Genomic DNA, 15,169 nt, shown 5'->3' on the forward strand with positions numbered 1-15,169 from the left:
TAGCGCCGTCGGGGCGAACGAACGGAGAACCGCCGCATGGGCGACTACGCCAAGGCGCTAGGAGCCAAGCTCCGCGCCATCCGCCAGCAGCAGGGGCTGTCGCTGCATGGCGTCGAGCAGAAGTCCGGCGGCCGCTGGAAGGCCGTCGTGGTCGGCTCCTACGAACGCGGCGATCGAGCGGTCACCGTGCAGAAGCTGGCCGAACTGGCGGACTTCTACGGCGTGCCGGTGGTGGAACTCCTGCCTGAGGGCCGGGTGCCATCCGGCGCCGAGCCCGCCACGAAGATCGTGATCAACCTGGAGCGGCTGCAGCAGCTGCCCGCGGAGAAGGTCGGCCCACTGGCCCGATACGCGGCGACCATCCAGAGCCAGCGTGGCGACTACAACGGCAAGGTGCTCTCGATCCGCACCGAGGACCTGCGGTCGCTGGCGATCATCTACGACATGACCCCCGGCGAGCTGACCGAGCAGCTCATCGACTGGGGCGTGCTGCCCCCGGAGGCCCGTCCGTCCAAAGAAGATTGATTCGGGACAGTAAAACACCCGACAGCGCGCAGACGGGGATGCTGCGCGGTCGGGTGTTTTTCATTACTGCCTTTGATTACTGCCTTTGATTACTGCCTAGCGGGAAGCGCGGAGCCGGTCGGCGATACCGCCGATGCGGCCCAGCACACCGTTGACGAACCGCGGTGAGTCGTCCGTCGAGAGCGTCTTGGCCAGTTGCACGGCCTCGTCGATCGCGACGGCGTCGGGCACGTCGTCGGCCCAGAGGATCTCGTAGAGGCCCAGCCGCAGGACCGCGAGGTCCACGGCGGGCATCCGATCGAGCGTCCAGCCCTCGGCGTGTTCGGTGAGCAACTCATCGATGCGGGCCTGGTTGGCGCACACGCCCTCGACGAGCGTGATCGTGTAGTCGTTCACCGGGGCGACGTCCGGCGAGCCGACCCGGGTCGCCATCAGGGTGACTGGGTCGTCGCCTCGCAGGGCCGCCTCGAAGAGGAGGTCGACCGCGCGCTTGCGTGCCTTGCTTCGGGCTCCCACGTCAGCTGCTGACCCGGCCGAGGTAGCGCCCGTCGCGGGTGTCGACCTTGACCTTCTCGCCCGTGGTGACGAACAGCGGCACCTGGATCTCGGCGCCGGTCTCCAGCTTGGCGGGCTTGGTGCCGCCGGTGGAACGGTCGCCCTGCAGGCCCGGGTCGGTGTGCTCGATGACGAGCTCGACCGAGACCGGGAGCTCGATGAACAGCGGCGTGCCCTCGTGCGAGGAGACGTTCGCGCTGCTGTTCTCCAGCATGTACTTCGCGGCGTCGCCGACGACCTCGGGCGAGATCGAGATCTGCTCGAAGGTGTCGCCGTCCATGAAGACGTACTCGGAGCCGTCGTTGTACAGGTAGGTCATGTCGCGGCGGTCGACGGTGGCGGTCTCGACCTTGACGCCCGCGTTGAACGTCTTGTCGACCACCTTGCCGGTCATCACGTGCTTGAGCTTGGTCCGCACGAAGGCAGGGCCCTTACCCGGCTTGACGTGCTGGAACTCGGTGACGGTCCAGAGCTGACCCTCGAGGTTGAGCACCAGGCCGTTCTTCAGGTCGTTGGTCGAAGCCACGAGCTAGATCTCCTGTGTTTCGCGCATGGGTGATCGTCCTAGACGACCATGAGCTGCTTGGTGGTCAAGGTGAGGAGCTCGGGTCGGCCATCCCGCACGACCAGCGTGTCCTCGATGCGGACACCGCCCTTGCCGGACAGGTAGACCCCCGGCTCGACCGTGACCGCCATGCCGGCGGAAAGTGTACCTTCACCGGTCTTGGCCAGGGCGGGTGCCTCGTGGATCTCGAGTCCGACGCCGTGACCGAGGCCGTGGAGGAACTCCGCGCCGCGACCCGCGTTCTCGATCACCTCGCGGGCGGCTGCGTCGACGTCCTGTACCCGGGCTCCCGGTTTAAGAGCGGCGCGCCCGGCGGCCTGTGCGGCGGCGACCAGGTCATAGACCTCGCGCTGCCAGTCGGCGGGCCGGCCGAGCACCAGAGTGCGCGTCATGTCGGAGTGGTAGCCGTCGATCAGGGCACCGAAGTCGAGTTTGACGAAGTCGCCCTGGTGCAGGACGGCGTCGGTCGGGCGGTGGTGCGGGACCGCCGAGTTGGCGCCGGTCGCCACGATCGAGTCGAACGCGGGCTTGGTGGCGCCGTGGTCGAGCATCCGGTTCTCCAGGTCGCGGGCCACCTCACGCTCGGTGCGGCCCGCGGTGAGCCCGCCGTGTTCGATCAGGTCGGCGAGCGCCCGGTCGGCCGCGGCGCAGGCCATCCGCAGCGCCTCGACCTCGGTGTCGTCCTTGACCATGCGCAGCCGCTCGACCAGGTTCGGCGCCCGGGTGAACTTGAGCGAGGGGGCGGCCTCGGTCAGGGCGTCGAGGCCGTCGACGGAGACGTGCTGGCTTTCGAATCCGGTGCGGCGGTAGGCGGCGTCCTTGTCCGCCTTCGCGGCGAGGGCCAGTGCGCCGGCGCGGTCGATGAGGTGCTCCAACTCGGGGACCTGCAGGCCCGCCTGCTCCACGTAGCGGCCGTCGGTGCAGAAGACCGTGCGCTCCTCGCCGTCGGCGTGCACGAGCAGCGCGCCGTTGGACCCGGTGAAACCGGTGAGGTAGCGCAGGTTGAGCAGGTCGGCGACCAGCACCGCGTCGAGTCCCTGCTCCCGCAGCAACTCCCGCAGGGTTGCGCGACGGCGAACGTGGGCGTCAGGCATGAAGTGAGCTTACGGCTCACCAGCCTCCCTCGTCGGGTCGTCACGTCCTACTCTGCAGTAATGCAGACGTGGGTTATTCGGGGCGTGGTGTTGGCCGTCGTCCACGCGGTGGCGGCGGTCCTGGTGGCGATGCTCAAGGCGTCCGAGCCGACCGGGCGGACGTTTGTCGAGGCGCTGGTCCTGGGCGTGCTGGTGGGCGTCGCGGCGACCTGGGCGGCGGTGGACGCCTGGCGTGGCGTGGCCGACCGCGCTCGTGCGTGGGTCATCGCGGCCCTGATCGCCGGGTGGGGCTCGGCGGTGCTCACCATCATCGGACGGGCCGTGCTGGTGGACCAGACGGGCACCAGTTCCCTGGGCTCGGCCCTGACCGGCGGCGCCGCCTTCACCGCCTTGCTGGTCCTGATACCCGCGGGCCTGGGCCTGATCGTCGGCACGAAACTCGAACGCCCCTCCCCCACAGCAGGCAAACGCCGCAAGTCCGGCACCTAACTCCGCGAGTCGGTTAGGGGCCCAGGGCGGGGGCGTCGGCGTAGTCGCGCCAGCGGCGTGCGGTGATGGGGGTCGGGACCGACGAGTTCAGGGTGGCCAGCGTGGGGTCGGTGAACGGCCACAGGTGTTCGTCGAGCACGAAGGCCAGGCGGCTGTCTGCGGTGACGACCTTCGCGGCGGCGTCGAGGCGGGCGCGGACCGGCAGGGATTCGAGCGCGGGGACGCGGTGGTCCAGGACGCGGATGGCGAGCCTCTCCGCCACCGCCCGGCGCTCGACCCGCAGCAGCCCGCCCTCGACCACCACGTCGATGGTTCGCTGCGGGGACGGCATCGCGAAGCCCCGCAGCGCCCCGGGAGCGCGGGCGGGGTCGTCGCAGGCGCCCGCGTTGTTGATGTCGGCGCCGAAGTGGACCAGGTCGGTCGGGGCGTGCCCGGTGCGGGTCGCGCGAACCAGGTCGACGGGGACGCGATCACACGGGTCCTCGACCGAGCGGACGGCGTGCCCCTCCGGGTCGCGCACCAGGCCGGGGCCTTCCCGCCACGGGCCCGGGATGTGGATGGGCCGCGCGGGTGACCGGCGGAAGTCCTTGTCCCAGAAGGTGATCGTCGTGCCGTGCTCGGTCTCGTGGGCGATGGCGAACGCACCCAGGGTCGGCACCCACATCAGGTCCGCGCTGAACGCGTCGACCACGGAACGCATCCGGGCGGCGGTACTGCTGAACTCGCGGAAACCGCCTGGGGACAGCGTTTCCACGTCGACGGTGAAGGCCGGGTCCTTGGCGCGCAGCAGGAACTGGCCCGCGCCGTTCCACCCCGCGTCGCTGCCGGTGGTGTCGGTGAACATCAGGTAGAACCAGCCGTCGACGTGCACCGCCGCGGGCTGGCCCGCGCCGTAGATGTTGTCGCGCAGCACATTGCGGGCGGCGGTGACGATCGGCCTGCCGCCGTTGCCTCGGCTCCAGACGCGACCGTCGGGGCTGGTGGCGACCCCGATCGAGTTGCCGTTGGCGTGGTCGCCCGCCGCGCCGGTGTAGTACATGTAGTAGATGCCGCGGACCTTGATCACCGATGGGTCGCAGGTGTGCATGCCGTCGAAACCCGTTGTGCTGCCGGAGAAAACCGGTGTCGCCGGGCTGCCGTCAGGTCCGACGAACCTGCTGTCCAGGGAGGTCGACTCGGCCAGGAGGATGTCGTCGCCCGGCGGGTTGGCCACACCGAGCTGGCTGCACCACCACATGCGGTAGCGGTTGCCGTCGAGCATCAGCGTCGGACCGTAGTTGTACGGGGCGTCACCGCCGCCCGCCGCGACCACGCCCGGGCTCTGCCGCGGGCGGTCGGTGCGCAGGGTCAGCTGCGCGGGCGGCGGCTCCTCCGACGGGGTCACCGACGTCGTGGTGGGCTGGGACGGGCCTGCCTCCCCCACGGCTGCCGTGCAACCTGTGAGGAGACCGCCGATCAGCAGAATCGACGCGGCCCTTCGGCGCGGACTCGACATGCGGGCGTGATCGGCCTTCCGGGCGGGTGACGGGAGGGCCCAGTGTAGGGGTGCCGCGTCGCCCGGATGAGGGAATCGGACGATCAAGGTTTGGCGTTGTCCGCCAACCACCGCAGGGCCAGGGCGTATCCGTCGACACCGAGTCCGACGATCACCCCGGCGGCCAGCGCGGAGAGGTAGCTGTGGTGCCGGAAATCCTCGCGCTTGTGCACATTGGAGATGTGCACCTCGATCAGCGGCGCGGTGAGCTGCGCGGCGGCGTCGCGGACGGCGATCGAGTAGTGCGTCCAGGCGGCGGCGTTGAGCACGACCGGAACCTTGTTCTCGGCGGCCTCGTGCAGCCAGCCGAGCATCTCGCCCTCGTGGTCGGTCTGGCGCACCTCGACGTCGAGACCGAGGTCGGCGCCGGTCTCGACGCAGAGCCGGACCAGGTCGGCGTGAGTGGTGCTGCCGTAGATCTCGGGCTCGCGCGTGCCCAGCCTGCCCAGGTTGGGCCCGTTGAGGACGAGCACCTTCACAGCATCACCCCGGTCGATCCGGTCGGCTCCGCCGCGATCGCCGAGTACGCCGCCGCGAGGAGCGACGGGTCCGGTCCCTCCAGCCTGCTCGGCTTGGCGAGACCGTCGAGGACGACGAACCGCAGGACGCCGGACTTGGTCTTCTTGTCGCTCAGCATGCCCTCGATGAGCTGCGGCAGCGCGTCGGCGTCGTAGGTGACCGGCAGGCCGATGCTGGTCAGGATGCTGCGGTGGCGGTCGGCGGTGGCGTCGTCGAGCTTGCCCGCCAGCCGCGCCAGTTCGGCGACGAAGACCATGCCGACGCTGACCGCGGCGCCGTGGCGCCACTTGTAGCGCTCGCGGCGCTCGATGGCGTGGGCCAGGGTGTGACCGTAGTTGAGGAACTCGCGCAGGTCCGACTCACGCAGGTCGGCGGCGACGATGTCGGCCTTGATCTGGATCTTGCGCCGGACCAGCTCGCCGATGACCTCGCCCTCGGGGTCGAGCGCGGCGGCCGGGTCGGCCTCGATCAGGTCGAGGATGACCGGGTCGGCGATGAAGCCGCCCTTGATCACCTCGGCCATGCCCGCGACCAGCTCCCAGCGCGGCAGGGTGGCGAGGGTGGCGAGGTCGACCAGGACCGCGGACGGCTCGTGGAACGCGCCGACGAGGTTCTTGCCCGCCTCGGTGTTGATGCCGGTCTTGCCGCCGACGGCGGCGTCGACCATGCCGAGCAGCGTGGTCGGGACGTTGACCAGCTTCACGCCGCGCATCCAGGTGGCGGCGACGAAGCCCGCGAGGTCGGTCACCGCGCCGCCGCCGAGGGCGACGACGGTGCCCTGGCGGTCCAGGCCGATGCGGCCCAGCACCTCCCAGCAGAACGCGGCCACGGACAGTGCCTTGCCGTCCTCGGCGTCGGGGATCTCGATCCGGTGCGCGTCGATCCCGGCGGCGACCAACTCGTCGCGGGTCGCCTCCGCCGTGGCGGCGAGGGTGGGCTGGTGGATGATCGCGACCTTGGAGGCGCCCTTGACGGCTTCGACCAGGTCGTCGAGCAGCCCCTTGCCGATGACGACGTCGTAGGGCTTCTCGGTGGCGACCCGGATACGCACCGGCTGCACGGTCATTCTCCTCGGTTCAGGACGGTGGCGAGCTGGGAGACGATCTCGTCCGGCGACTTGGTGTCGGTGTCGACCTCGACGCTCGCTATCTCACGGTAGAGCGGGAGCCGGGCGTCGAGCAGCTCTTTGAACTTGGCGCGCGGGTTGACCCCGGCGAGCAGCGGCCGGGCGGTGGACAGCCCGGTGCGGCGCACGCCTTCGGCCATGCCGACGTTGAGGAACACCACGGTGTGCTCGGCAAGCAGCTTGCGCGACTTCTCCGAGAGGACCGCTCCCCCGCCGAGCGAGAGGACACCGTCGTGCTCACGCAGCGCGACCGCGACGGCCTCCTCCTCGGCGGCGCGGAACGCCGCTTCGCCGCCGTCGGTGAAGATGTCGCTGATCGACTTGCCCACGGTCTCGACGATGTCGGCGTCGGTGTCACGGAACGCGACCCCGAGTGCTTCGGCGAGGGCCGTGCCGATGGTGGTCTTGCCCGCACCCGGCGGGCCGACCACGACGGCGACCGGGCTCACCAGCGGTTCCGGAGCGCTTCGAGGTAGCCCTCGACGTTGCGCTTGGTCTCGGCGAGCGAGTCGCCGCCGAACTTCTCCAGGGCCGCCTCGGCGAGGACGAGCGCGAAGACGGATTCGAGAACTACGCCCGCCCGGGGCACCGCGCACACGTCGGAACGCTGGTGAATGGCGACTGCCGGTTCCCCGGTGACGACGTCGACGGTCGACAGCGCGCGCGGCACGGTCGAAATCGGCTTCATCGCCACCCGGGCGCGCAGCGGCTCGCCGTTGGTGATGCCGCCTTCGAGCCCGCCGGCCCGGTTGGACCGCCTGGTGACGCCCGCGACGGTGCCTTCGGCCCGGTCGATCTCGTCGTGCGCCTGGCTGCCCCACCGGCGGGCGGTGGTGAAGCCGTCGCCGATCTCGACGCCCTTCATGGCCTGCACGCCCATGAGCGCGCCCGCCAGCCGCGCGTCGAGCCTGCGGTCCCAGTGCACGTGCGAGCCGAGGCCCGGGGGCAGGCCGTAGGCGATGACCTCGATGACCCCGCCGACGGTGTCGCCCGCCTTCTTGACGGCCTCCACCTCGGCGACCATGGCCTCGGTGGCGGCCGCGTCGAACGCCCGCACGGGACTCTCGTCGATGGCCGCGAGGTCACCCGGTCCCGGGGTCGGGCCGTCCGGCGAAGCCTCGGCCCCGCCGATGGACACGACGTGGCTGATGACCTCGACGCCGAGGAGCTGGCGCAGGAAGGCCTTCGCCACCGTGCCCAGGGCGGTGCGCCCCGCGGTCTCCCGAGCGCTGGCGCGCTCCAGGACCGGGCGGGCCTCGTCGAAGCCGTACTTCTGCATGCCGGGCAGGTCGGCGTGGCCGGGTCGGGGCCTGGTCAGGGGCTCGTTGCGGCCCAGCTCGGCCAGCTCGGCCGGGTCCACTGGGTCGGCGGACATGACCTTCTCCCACTTGGGCCACTCCGCGTTGTCGATGTGCACCGCGATCGGACCGCCCTGGGTCAGCCCGTGGCGCACCCCGCCGAGAAACTCGACCTTGTCGGTCTCGAAACCCATGCGCGGGCTACGCCCGAACCCAAGCCTGCGGCGAGCAAGCTGCTCGCTCAGGTCCGATGTGGTGACCTCGACCCCCGCCACCATGCCTTCCAGCACGGCGACGAGCGCGGGTCCGTGTGACTCTCCGGCGGTAATCCAACGCAGCACGGCCTGATCCTGTCATGGGACCCCGAACCCCGACCGCCCGGATGGGACGAAGGGAACAGTGACGGATCCGACGAAACGGCTGGTGGAAGGGCTCTGGGTGATCACCTCCTGGTCGCGTTCGGGGAGCGGACACGTTGATTTCGGCGTTCGGACGTTGTCTTGACTGTCGCGGCTGGTGCTGATGTTGCGGGTGTTGGCGTTGAGCGGTGGCGGCGCTCGGCGGGTGAAATGGCTCGTTGGGCTGACAAAGGCCGGGGTGCGGACCAGCGGGTTGACGGATTGCGCGGAGGTAGTGGGGCGGCTAACTGGTGTGGGTTGACCGCTCACGGGGTGGGCGAGCCGGCGGGCTGCCGGGGCTGGTGGGGTTGGCGGGTTTACCGCTCGCGGGGGGTGCGGCGACTGGCGGGGTTGGTGGACTGGCGTGCCGGCGGTTGGCCGCTGACGGTCGGCCGCCGGTGGGCTGGTGGATGGGCGGGGTTGGCGGGATGACCGCTTGAGCCGGTTGACGGGATACCACTGGCGGTCGGCGGCGGTGGGCAGGCGGGCCGCCGGGCAGCCGGGGTCGACAGGCCGGCAGGGCAGCGACGAGGTGGCGGGTCAGTGAGGGGCGGGGCAGTGCGTTCAGAGAACGAACAAGGCCGTGGCCGCGAGCATGCCAGGGGCGTGGGGAATGCCGGATCGCCAACGGGTTCTGAGGGTCCGTGGGGCGGCGACGGCAAGTGCGAGGGTGATGACAGCGGCGAGCGTCAGGGCTAAGGGGAGGGCAATCAGGTCCACCGCGCCGAGGAGTGCGCCGAGGGGCACCGAGAGCTTGACGTCTCCCGCGCCCAGTGAGGGTGGGTGAACCAGGTGGATGGTTGCGTGGATCGCCAGGAAAGCCGTGGCTCCGAGGATCGCGTTCCACACAAGGGGTTTCCATGAGTGTCCCGAGGCCGCGACGGCAACGGCCGCCAAGGTCAGCGTGCAGCCGAACACGGGATAGCCTGCCAGGGTGATCACGTCTGGCACCCGACGCTCTCGGAAGTCGACCACGGCGAGGCTGACGGCGAACCAGGCGTACAGGGCCGCGGTGGGTAGCCACCACGTCGGCAGGTCGCCGATATGCCAGCGCCAGGCGATGAGGCCCCAAAGAATCGCCGTCGGTACTTCACAGCACCCGGCGCGCGCCCTGGTGCCTCTGGGGTGACGGGCGAGAAAACGGCGGGCGACCATTCCCGCCAGGATTCCCGCGGTGGCCGACACCGAAATCAGGATCACAGGGCCTGGCGGACCGAGGAAGTTGTTCAGCATCAACGGTGTCAGCACGAACAAAGGCAACGCGAACAGTGCGATGCGGACAGGGATCGGGCGTGTCGTGGATTTGACGAGCATGTGACCTCCGGTTTCGCTTTCAGGTTAGCGAGCGGGAGGTTGGGTGTCATTTACCCGATAGCATGGGGATGGCCGTTTGACGGGTTTGTTGATTTGTGCTTATCGCGGCGAAAGCGAGTCCTCGACGAGGATCATGGAAGAAGCCACCCAGCAGCGGCGACCGATCGTATTGTTGGCGATCCTGTACCAAGCGGAATTCGGTTGTGGCGCCGTGAAACAGTGCGCGGTGACACCGCGACTGCGGTATCCCAGCCCCACGATCCCGTCATCAATGCCGGGGCCGGTCCGAATGCGGACGCCGTCCTCCCGGAATTCCGCGTGAGCCGAGGGACCGACACCACCACTGCTCGAAGCCTGCGAATACGTGGTGGCACCGACAGTTCCGGCGGTGGCGAACCCCATGACGCAAGCCATTACGGCGATCATGAGACCGCTGGGAATAAATCCAACCATTGGTACACCCCCATGTAACGAAAACAATTCGTAATCCCACCGTGCCGACGGTCAGCGGCATGATCAAGCGCCGGTGACCGGGCTACAGCAGTACGCCGCCCGTGGCCATTCGCAGCGCGTCGCGCATTTCGAGGCGGGGTGCGGGGTGTCCAGTGAAGTGCTCCACCTGCGTGAAAGCCTGGTGCAGCAGCATGTCGAGGCCGGTCGCGAGTCTGCCGCCTGCCGCTGACACCGCTTTGGCCACCGGCGTGGGCCACGGGTGGTAGATGACGTCCAAGACGCACGGCGCCTGCGCCATGGCCCGAGCCAGTGGCGCGACGGCCGAGGCGGGGGCGGTGTTGACGACAACCGCGGCCGACCTCGCCAGGTCCGCGAGGTCCACTGTGGACCAGTCGGCCAACCGCAGTGCCAACGAAAGCCCTGCGGCGCAAGCGATCGCATCGGTAGCGCGCGCTGGATCGCGGACGACGAGAGTCACCTCTTCGACGCCGAGTTCCCTCAGACCCGCCAGGGCGGCGCGGGCCGTGCCCCCCGCGCCGAGGACGACCGCTGTGGGGCCAGCCTCGTATCCCGCGGCACGGAGGGCTCCGGTCACACCGTCGATGTCGGTGCAGTCGGCGTGCCAGGTTCCGTCGGGGCGGTGGATCAACGTGTTCGCGGCGCCGACCGCGAGCGCACGGGCGGTGGCCGTCGTGGCGAAGGTCAACGCCGCGTGCTTTCCGGGCATGGTGACCGACAGGCCCGCCCACTCCGGGCCCATCGACGCGACCAAGCCCGGCAGGCGGGCTTCGTCGCACTCGATTCGTTCGTAGGTCCAATCGGTCAGGCCGAGCGCCGCGTAGGCGGCGTTGTGCAGCACCGGGGAGAGCGAGTGATCGACAGGTGAGCCGAGGACGGCCGCACGTCGGTCAGTACGCACCGTTGGCCTTGGCCTGCTTGATGTTGTCCTCGTGTTGGGCGTAGGTGTCGCCGAAGCAGGAGGTGCCGTTCTTCTGGCACTTCACGAAGAACAGCCACGTGCCCTCGGCCGGGTTCGCCGCCGCCGCCAGGGCCGCCTTGCTGGCCGCCGCGATCGGGGTCGGGGTGAGTCCCGTGTTGAGGTAGCTGTTGTACGGCCCGGGCGTCGCGCGGTCCTCGGCCCTCGTCGTGATCGCGGGGCGGGTCAGCACGTAGTTGATCGTCGAGTCGTACTTCAGCTCCATCGCCTTGACGAGCCGGTTGTACGTGACCCTGGAGACCTTCTTGAAGTCCGCCTCGATGGCCTCGCGCTCGATCAGGGAGGCGATGACCAGGACCTGGTACGGCGTGAACCCGGTGCTCTCGGCCAGCTTCGGCATCCCGTAGCTCTGCAGCCGCGCCGACGACTCGGTGACGAGCTTCGTCCACAGCTCCTCGGCGGTCGACCCCGGCTTGACGTCGTAGACGTCCGGGGCGATCAGGCCTTCGAGCCTGCGCTTGGGCTCCGGCGCGCGGGAGGCGTCGGGGATCGCCCACTCGGGGACACCGAGGGCCTTCAGGTCACCCGTCTCGGCGACCTTGAGCAGCTCCTCGACCGGCACGCAGGTCTTCTTGCCGTCCAGCGTCGCGCACGAAGCGGCGGACAGCTGCGAGATGATGCCGGGGACGACGGTCGCGCCGTTGGCCAGGTCGTCGAGCTGGGTACCGGCCCTGATCTGCAGGTGCCCGACCTTCGAGGTGGGTGTGACGATCTTCTGGACCGCCGCCTCGCCCGAGATCTTCGTCCGCATCACGTAGTAGCCGGGCTGGATCGACCGGACCTTCGTTTCCTTCTGCGCCGCCGCAAGGAACGCCTTGCCGCTCGCGACGATGCCGTCCTCGGCCAGCCGCCCGGCGATGGCTCCCGTGGAGTCGCCGCCCTTGACCTCGAAGATGACGTCACGCTCGCCCGCGCCGGAGAAGTCGTCGTAGCCGCCGAGGCCCGAGAGCTGGCGGAAGCCGAACCACACACCGCCGCCGATCAGCAGCGCCACGACGATACCGAACACGGCGAGCCGGTTGCGGCGCTTCTTTCGCAGTTGCTTGGCCCTGCGCGCGGCCGCCGAAGCGGCGGTGGGCCGTCGTGGTCGCTCCCGGCTGGGGCGTTCCTCGAACAAACCGAGATCGTCGGTCATGAGTCCTCCGCGGATCGAGCGAGTGCCGCGGACCGGGCGTCTAGCCACGACTGCAGGATCTCCACTGCCGCCGCCTGGTCCACCACCGCTCGCTGGCGTTTGCCCTTGACCCCCTGCTTGCTGAGCATGCGTGACGCGGACACCGTGGTCAGCCGCTCGTCGGCGAGCCGCACCGGGACCGGCGCGATCCGCCGCGCCAGCTCCGTGGCGTACGCGTGCGCGCTTTCGGCCGCCGCGCCGTGCCGCGAGGCCAGCGTCCTCGGCAATCCGACCACCACTTCGACCACCTCGTGCTCGGCGACGAGCTCGGTGAGCCGGTCGAGGTCCCCACCCGACCGTTCGTCCCGAGACAGCGTAACGAGCGGTGTGGCGAGGATCGGACCCGGATCGCTCACAGCGACCCCGACCCGGACGGAACCGACGTCCACGGCGAGCCTGCGGCCACGTCCTGGGTCGTCGGTTCCCGGCCGGTCGAATGCGGGAGTCACGATCCGCCCAACGCCCTGCGCAGGGCGTTCACCGCCTCGCCGATACCGTCGGCGTTCGCGCCGCCACCTTGGGCGAGGTCGGGCTTGCCGCCACCGCGCGCGTCGATGGCCGCGGCGAACGACGGGACGAGCTTGCCCGCGGCGAGCCCGTTGTCCCGCGCGGCGGACGTGGTGGCCACGACGAAGGCGACCTTGCCGTCGACCACGGAGAACAGCGCGACCACGCCGGGCCGGGAGCCGAGCCGGTTGCGGACCTCGCCCGCGAGGGAGCGCAGGTCGTTGCCGCCGACGCCGTCGGGCACCTTGAGCGCGATCAGCGCGGTCCCGCCGATGTCCTGTGCCTGGTCGACGAGGGTGCCCGCCGAGGCGAGCAGTTGTCCCGCGCGGAGCCGCTCCAGCTCCTTCTCCGCGCCGCGCAGCCGCTCGATGAGCGCTTCCACACGTGCGGGCACCTCGTTATCGGGCACTTTAAGCATCGAGGCGAGGTTCTGGACCAGGGCGCGCTCCTTGGCGAGGTAGCGCATGGCGTCCATGCCGACGTAGGCCTCCAGGCGCCTGCTGCCGGAGCCGACCGAGGACTCGCCGAGCACGGTGATCGGGCCGATCTGCGAGGAGTGCTCGACGTGCGTGCCACCGCACAGCTCGCGCGACCACGGCCCGCCGATCTCGACCACGCGGACCTGCTCGTCGTAGGTCTCGCCGAACAGCGCGACCGCGCCCATCTCCTGCGCGCCGCCCATGTCGGTGTAGACCACGCGGACCGGCAGGTCCTTGCGGACGGCGAGGTTGGAGACCTCCTCGATCTCGCTCTTGGTCTCCTCGGAGAGCCCACCGGACCAGGCGAAGTCGAGCCGCAGGTAGCCGGGCTTGTTGTACGACCCGCTCTGCAGCGCGGTCGGGCCGAGCACCTGACGCAGCGCGGCGTGCACGACGTGGGTGCCGGAGTGGCCCTGACGTGCGCCGATGCGCCATTCCTGGTCGACCTGGGCTTCCACGTGCTGGCCTTCGCGGACCTCGCCGCTGCGCACGCGCACCTGGTGGACCCACAGCTTGCGGGCGATCTTCTGGACGTCGAGGACCTCCATCTCGACACCCTCGCCGGTGATCGTCCCGGCGTCGCTCTCCTGGCCGCCGGACTCCGCGTAGAGCGGGGTGCGGTCGAGCACGACCTCGACGATGTCGCCCTCGGCCGCGCCGCTGACGCGCTTGCCGTCGAGGACCAGGCCGCGGATGACGGACTCGGACGCGAGGTCGGTGTAGCCGGTGAACTCGGTGCCGCCGAGCGCGAGGAGGTCGCGGTAGACGGACTGGTCGCCGTGGCCGGTCTTACGCGAAGCGGCGTCGGCCTTGGCGCGGGCGCGCTGCTGGGCCATCAGCTCGCGGAAGCCGTTCTCGTCGACCGACAGCCCCTTCTCGGCGGCCATCTCCAGGGTCAGGTCGATCGGGAAGCCGTAGGTGTCGTGCAGCTGGAAGGCCTGGTCGCCGGGCAGCATCGCGCGACCCTCGGCCTTGATCTTGTCCGCGGCGAGGTCGAAGATCTTCGACCCGCTGACCAGGGTCGCGAGGAAGGTCTCCTCTTCCTTGCGCATGACCGACTCGATCCGCGCGAAGTCGCTCGCGAGGTCGGGGTAGGACGGGGACATGGTGTCGCGCACGACCTTGGCGAACTCGCCGAGCACCGGCTCCTGCACGCCGAGCAGGCGCACGGAGCGCACGATGCGGCGCAGCAGGCGGCGCAGGACGTAGCCGCGGGCCTCGTTGCCGGGGGTGACACCGTCGCCGATGATCATCATGCCGGAACGGGCGTGGTCGGCGATGACGCGGAAGCGCACGTCGTCGACGGCGTTGCCCGCGCCGTAGCGGCGGCCGGACATCTCCTCGGCCTTGCTGATCACCGGGCGGACCAGGTCGGTCTCGTAGACGTTGTCGACGCCTTGGAGCAGGTAGGCGACGCGCTCGATGCCCATGCCGGTGTCGATGTTTTTGCGCGGCAGCGAGCCGACCGGCGGGTGGCCCTTCTTCGGGCTCAGCTCGCCGCGCTCGTCCTGCATGAAGACGAGGTTCCAGATTTCGAGGTAGCGGTCCTCGTCGGCCTCGGGCCCACCGTCGCGGCCGTGCTCGGGGCCGCGGTCGTAGTAGATCTCCGAGCAGGGGCCCCCGGGGCCGGGCACGCCCATGTCCCAGTAGTTGTCCTCGCCGCCGCGGCGCTGGATGCGGTCCAGCGGCAGGCCGGCGATCTTCTGCCACAGCTCGAGGGCTTCGTCGTCGTCGTTGTAGACCGTCGCCCAGAGGCGGTCCGGGTCGAAGCCGTAGCCGCCGTCGGCGACGCTGTTGGTCAGCAGCGTCCAGGCGTGCTCGATCGCCCCGGCCTTGAAGTAGTCGCCGAAGGAGAAGTTGCCCGCCATCTGGAAGAACGTGTTGTGGCGGGTCGTCTTGCCGACCTCGTCGATGTCGCCGGTGCGCACGCACTTCTGCACGCTGGTGGCGCGCGGGTACGGGGCCGGGGCGTCGCCGAGGAAGTACGGCTTGAACTGCACCATCCCCGCGTTGACGAACAGCAGGTTGGGGTCTTCGAGGATCAGCGACGCGCTGGCGACCTTGGTGTGGTCGTTGGCGACGAAGTACTCGGTGAAGCGCTTGGAGATCTCGTGGGTCTGCACGGTCTTGGTTCCTAGGGAA

At 69.9% G+C, this 15,169-nt stretch carries 15 protein-coding genes; 2 read left to right on the plus strand and 13 right to left on the minus strand.

The genetic code is table 11. The annotated features are described in order from the left end of the window. Positions 1 to 36: 36 nt before the first annotated feature. On the plus strand, positions 37 to 525 hold the full coding sequence (bldD, locus tag GPZ80_RS15365) for a transcriptional regulator BldD (RefSeq protein WP_018686187.1): 489 nt from the start codon (positions 37 to 39) through the stop codon (positions 523 to 525). Positions 526 to 621: 96 nt separating this feature from the next. Here bldD and nusB read toward each other — a convergent pair whose 3' ends face one another. From nusB to GPZ80_RS15380, 3 genes are read right to left on the minus strand one after another with little or no spacing between them, the layout of a single operon-like run. Next, positions 622 to 1,041: a transcription antitermination factor NusB gene (gene nusB / locus GPZ80_RS15370; RefSeq protein ID WP_091380729.1), complete on the minus strand. Its 420-nt coding sequence runs from the start codon at positions 1,039 to 1,041 to the stop codon at positions 622 to 624. A 1-nt stretch (position 1,042) separates the two neighbouring features. Then, complete coding sequence (gene efp, locus GPZ80_RS15375) at positions 1,043 to 1,606, minus strand: elongation factor P (protein ID WP_187221050.1); 564 nt, start codon at positions 1,604 to 1,606, stop codon at positions 1,043 to 1,045. 38 nt (positions 1,607 to 1,644) lie between these two features. Continuing rightward, entirely contained in the window at positions 1,645 to 2,739 is a 1,095-nt protein-coding gene (locus tag GPZ80_RS15380; protein ID WP_187221051.1) for a M24 family metallopeptidase, read from the minus strand. 60 nt (positions 2,740 to 2,799) lie between these two features. Here GPZ80_RS15380 and GPZ80_RS15385 point away from each other — a divergent pair, with 60 nt between their 5' ends. Next, the gene (locus GPZ80_RS15385; RefSeq protein WP_187221052.1) at positions 2,800 to 3,228 is read left to right on the plus strand and encodes a B-4DMT family transporter; all 429 of its coding nucleotides are present in this window, start codon (positions 2,800 to 2,802) and stop codon (positions 3,226 to 3,228) included. Positions 3,229 to 3,241: 13 nt separating this feature from the next. Here the strand turns inward: GPZ80_RS15385 and GPZ80_RS15390 are convergent, their stop codons facing one another. The 10 genes from GPZ80_RS15390 to alaS all read right to left on the minus strand — a co-directional run bounded on the left by GPZ80_RS15390 (position 3,242) and on the right by alaS (position 15,150). Next, positions 3,242 to 4,723 carry a glycoside hydrolase family protein gene (locus GPZ80_RS15390; RefSeq protein ID WP_187221053.1) on the minus strand — a complete coding sequence of 494 codons (1,482 nt, stop codon included), beginning with the start codon at positions 4,721 to 4,723 and terminating at the stop codon, positions 3,242 to 3,244. Between the two features lie 83 nt (positions 4,724 to 4,806). Further along, the gene (gene aroQ / locus GPZ80_RS15395) at positions 4,807 to 5,241 is read right to left on the minus strand and encodes a type II 3-dehydroquinate dehydratase (RefSeq protein WP_187221054.1); all 435 of its coding nucleotides are present in this window, start codon (positions 5,239 to 5,241) and stop codon (positions 4,807 to 4,809) included. Further along, on the minus strand, positions 5,238 to 6,347 hold the full coding sequence (gene aroB, locus GPZ80_RS15400; RefSeq protein WP_187221055.1) for a 3-dehydroquinate synthase: 1,110 nt from the start codon (positions 6,345 to 6,347) through the stop codon (positions 5,238 to 5,240). Before aroB ends, aroQ begins: the two co-directional genes overlap by 4 nt. Next, positions 6,344 to 6,856, minus strand: a complete 513-nt coding sequence (locus GPZ80_RS15405; protein ID WP_187221056.1) for a shikimate kinase — start codon at positions 6,854 to 6,856, stop codon at positions 6,344 to 6,346. The genes aroB and GPZ80_RS15405 overlap by 4 nt, the downstream gene beginning before the upstream one ends. Next, complete coding sequence (gene aroC / locus GPZ80_RS15410; RefSeq protein WP_187221057.1) at positions 6,853 to 8,046, minus strand: chorismate synthase; 1,194 nt, start codon at positions 8,044 to 8,046, stop codon at positions 6,853 to 6,855. The genes GPZ80_RS15405 and aroC overlap by 4 nt, the downstream gene beginning before the upstream one ends. Before the next feature lie 621 nt (positions 8,047 to 8,667). Next, on the minus strand, positions 8,668 to 9,417 hold the full coding sequence (locus tag GPZ80_RS15415; RefSeq protein ID WP_187221058.1) for a prepilin peptidase: 750 nt from the start codon (positions 9,415 to 9,417) through the stop codon (positions 8,668 to 8,670). Positions 9,418 to 9,952: 535 nt separating this feature from the next. Continuing rightward, positions 9,953 to 10,789 (minus strand): shikimate dehydrogenase, encoded by an 837-nt coding sequence (locus tag GPZ80_RS15420; protein ID WP_187221059.1) that lies wholly within the window; start codon positions 10,787 to 10,789, stop codon positions 9,953 to 9,955. Further along, entirely contained in the window at positions 10,779 to 12,002 is a 1,224-nt protein-coding gene (mltG, locus tag GPZ80_RS15425) for an endolytic transglycosylase MltG (RefSeq protein ID WP_187221060.1), read from the minus strand. The genes GPZ80_RS15420 and mltG overlap by 11 nt, the downstream gene beginning before the upstream one ends. Next, positions 11,999 to 12,490: a Holliday junction resolvase RuvX gene (gene ruvX, locus GPZ80_RS15430; RefSeq protein ID WP_091380795.1), complete on the minus strand. Its 492-nt coding sequence runs from the start codon at positions 12,488 to 12,490 to the stop codon at positions 11,999 to 12,001. The genes mltG and ruvX overlap by 4 nt, the downstream gene beginning before the upstream one ends. After that, entirely contained in the window at positions 12,487 to 15,150 is a 2,664-nt protein-coding gene (alaS, locus tag GPZ80_RS15435) for an alanine--tRNA ligase (protein WP_187221061.1), read from the minus strand. Before alaS ends, ruvX begins: the two co-directional genes overlap by 4 nt. Positions 15,151 to 15,169: the final 19 nt, after the last annotated feature.

Origin of the sequence: Actinokineospora xionganensis (assembly GCF_014323725.1) — a bacterium.
Taxonomy (GTDB): Bacteria; Actinomycetota; Actinomycetes; order Mycobacteriales; family Pseudonocardiaceae; genus Actinokineospora; species Actinokineospora xionganensis.

Bases quoted from the DNA above. Each gene is read 5' to 3' on its own strand.
- bldD (WP_018686187.1), top strand. From the start codon at position 37: ATGGGCGACTACGCCAAGGCGCTAGGAGCCAAGCTCCGCGCCATCCGC.
- GPZ80_RS15380 (WP_187221051.1), bottom strand. From the start codon at position 2,739: ATGCCTGACGCCCACGTTCGCCGTCGCGCAACCCTGCGGGAGTTGCTG.
- GPZ80_RS15385 (WP_187221052.1), top strand. From the start codon at position 2,800: ATGCAGACGTGGGTTATTCGGGGCGTGGTGTTGGCCGTCGTCCACGCG.
- GPZ80_RS15390 (WP_187221053.1), bottom strand. From the start codon at position 4,723: ATGTCGAGTCCGCGCCGAAGGGCCGCGTCGATTCTGCTGATCGGCGGT.
- aroB (WP_187221055.1), bottom strand. From the start codon at position 6,347: ATGACCGTGCAGCCGGTGCGTATCCGGGTCGCCACCGAGAAGCCCTAC.
- GPZ80_RS15415 (WP_187221058.1), bottom strand. From the start codon at position 9,417: ATGCTCGTCAAATCCACGACACGCCCGATCCCTGTCCGCATCGCACTG.
- mltG (WP_187221060.1), bottom strand. From the start codon at position 12,002: ATGACCGACGATCTCGGTTTGTTCGAGGAACGCCCCAGCCGGGAGCGA.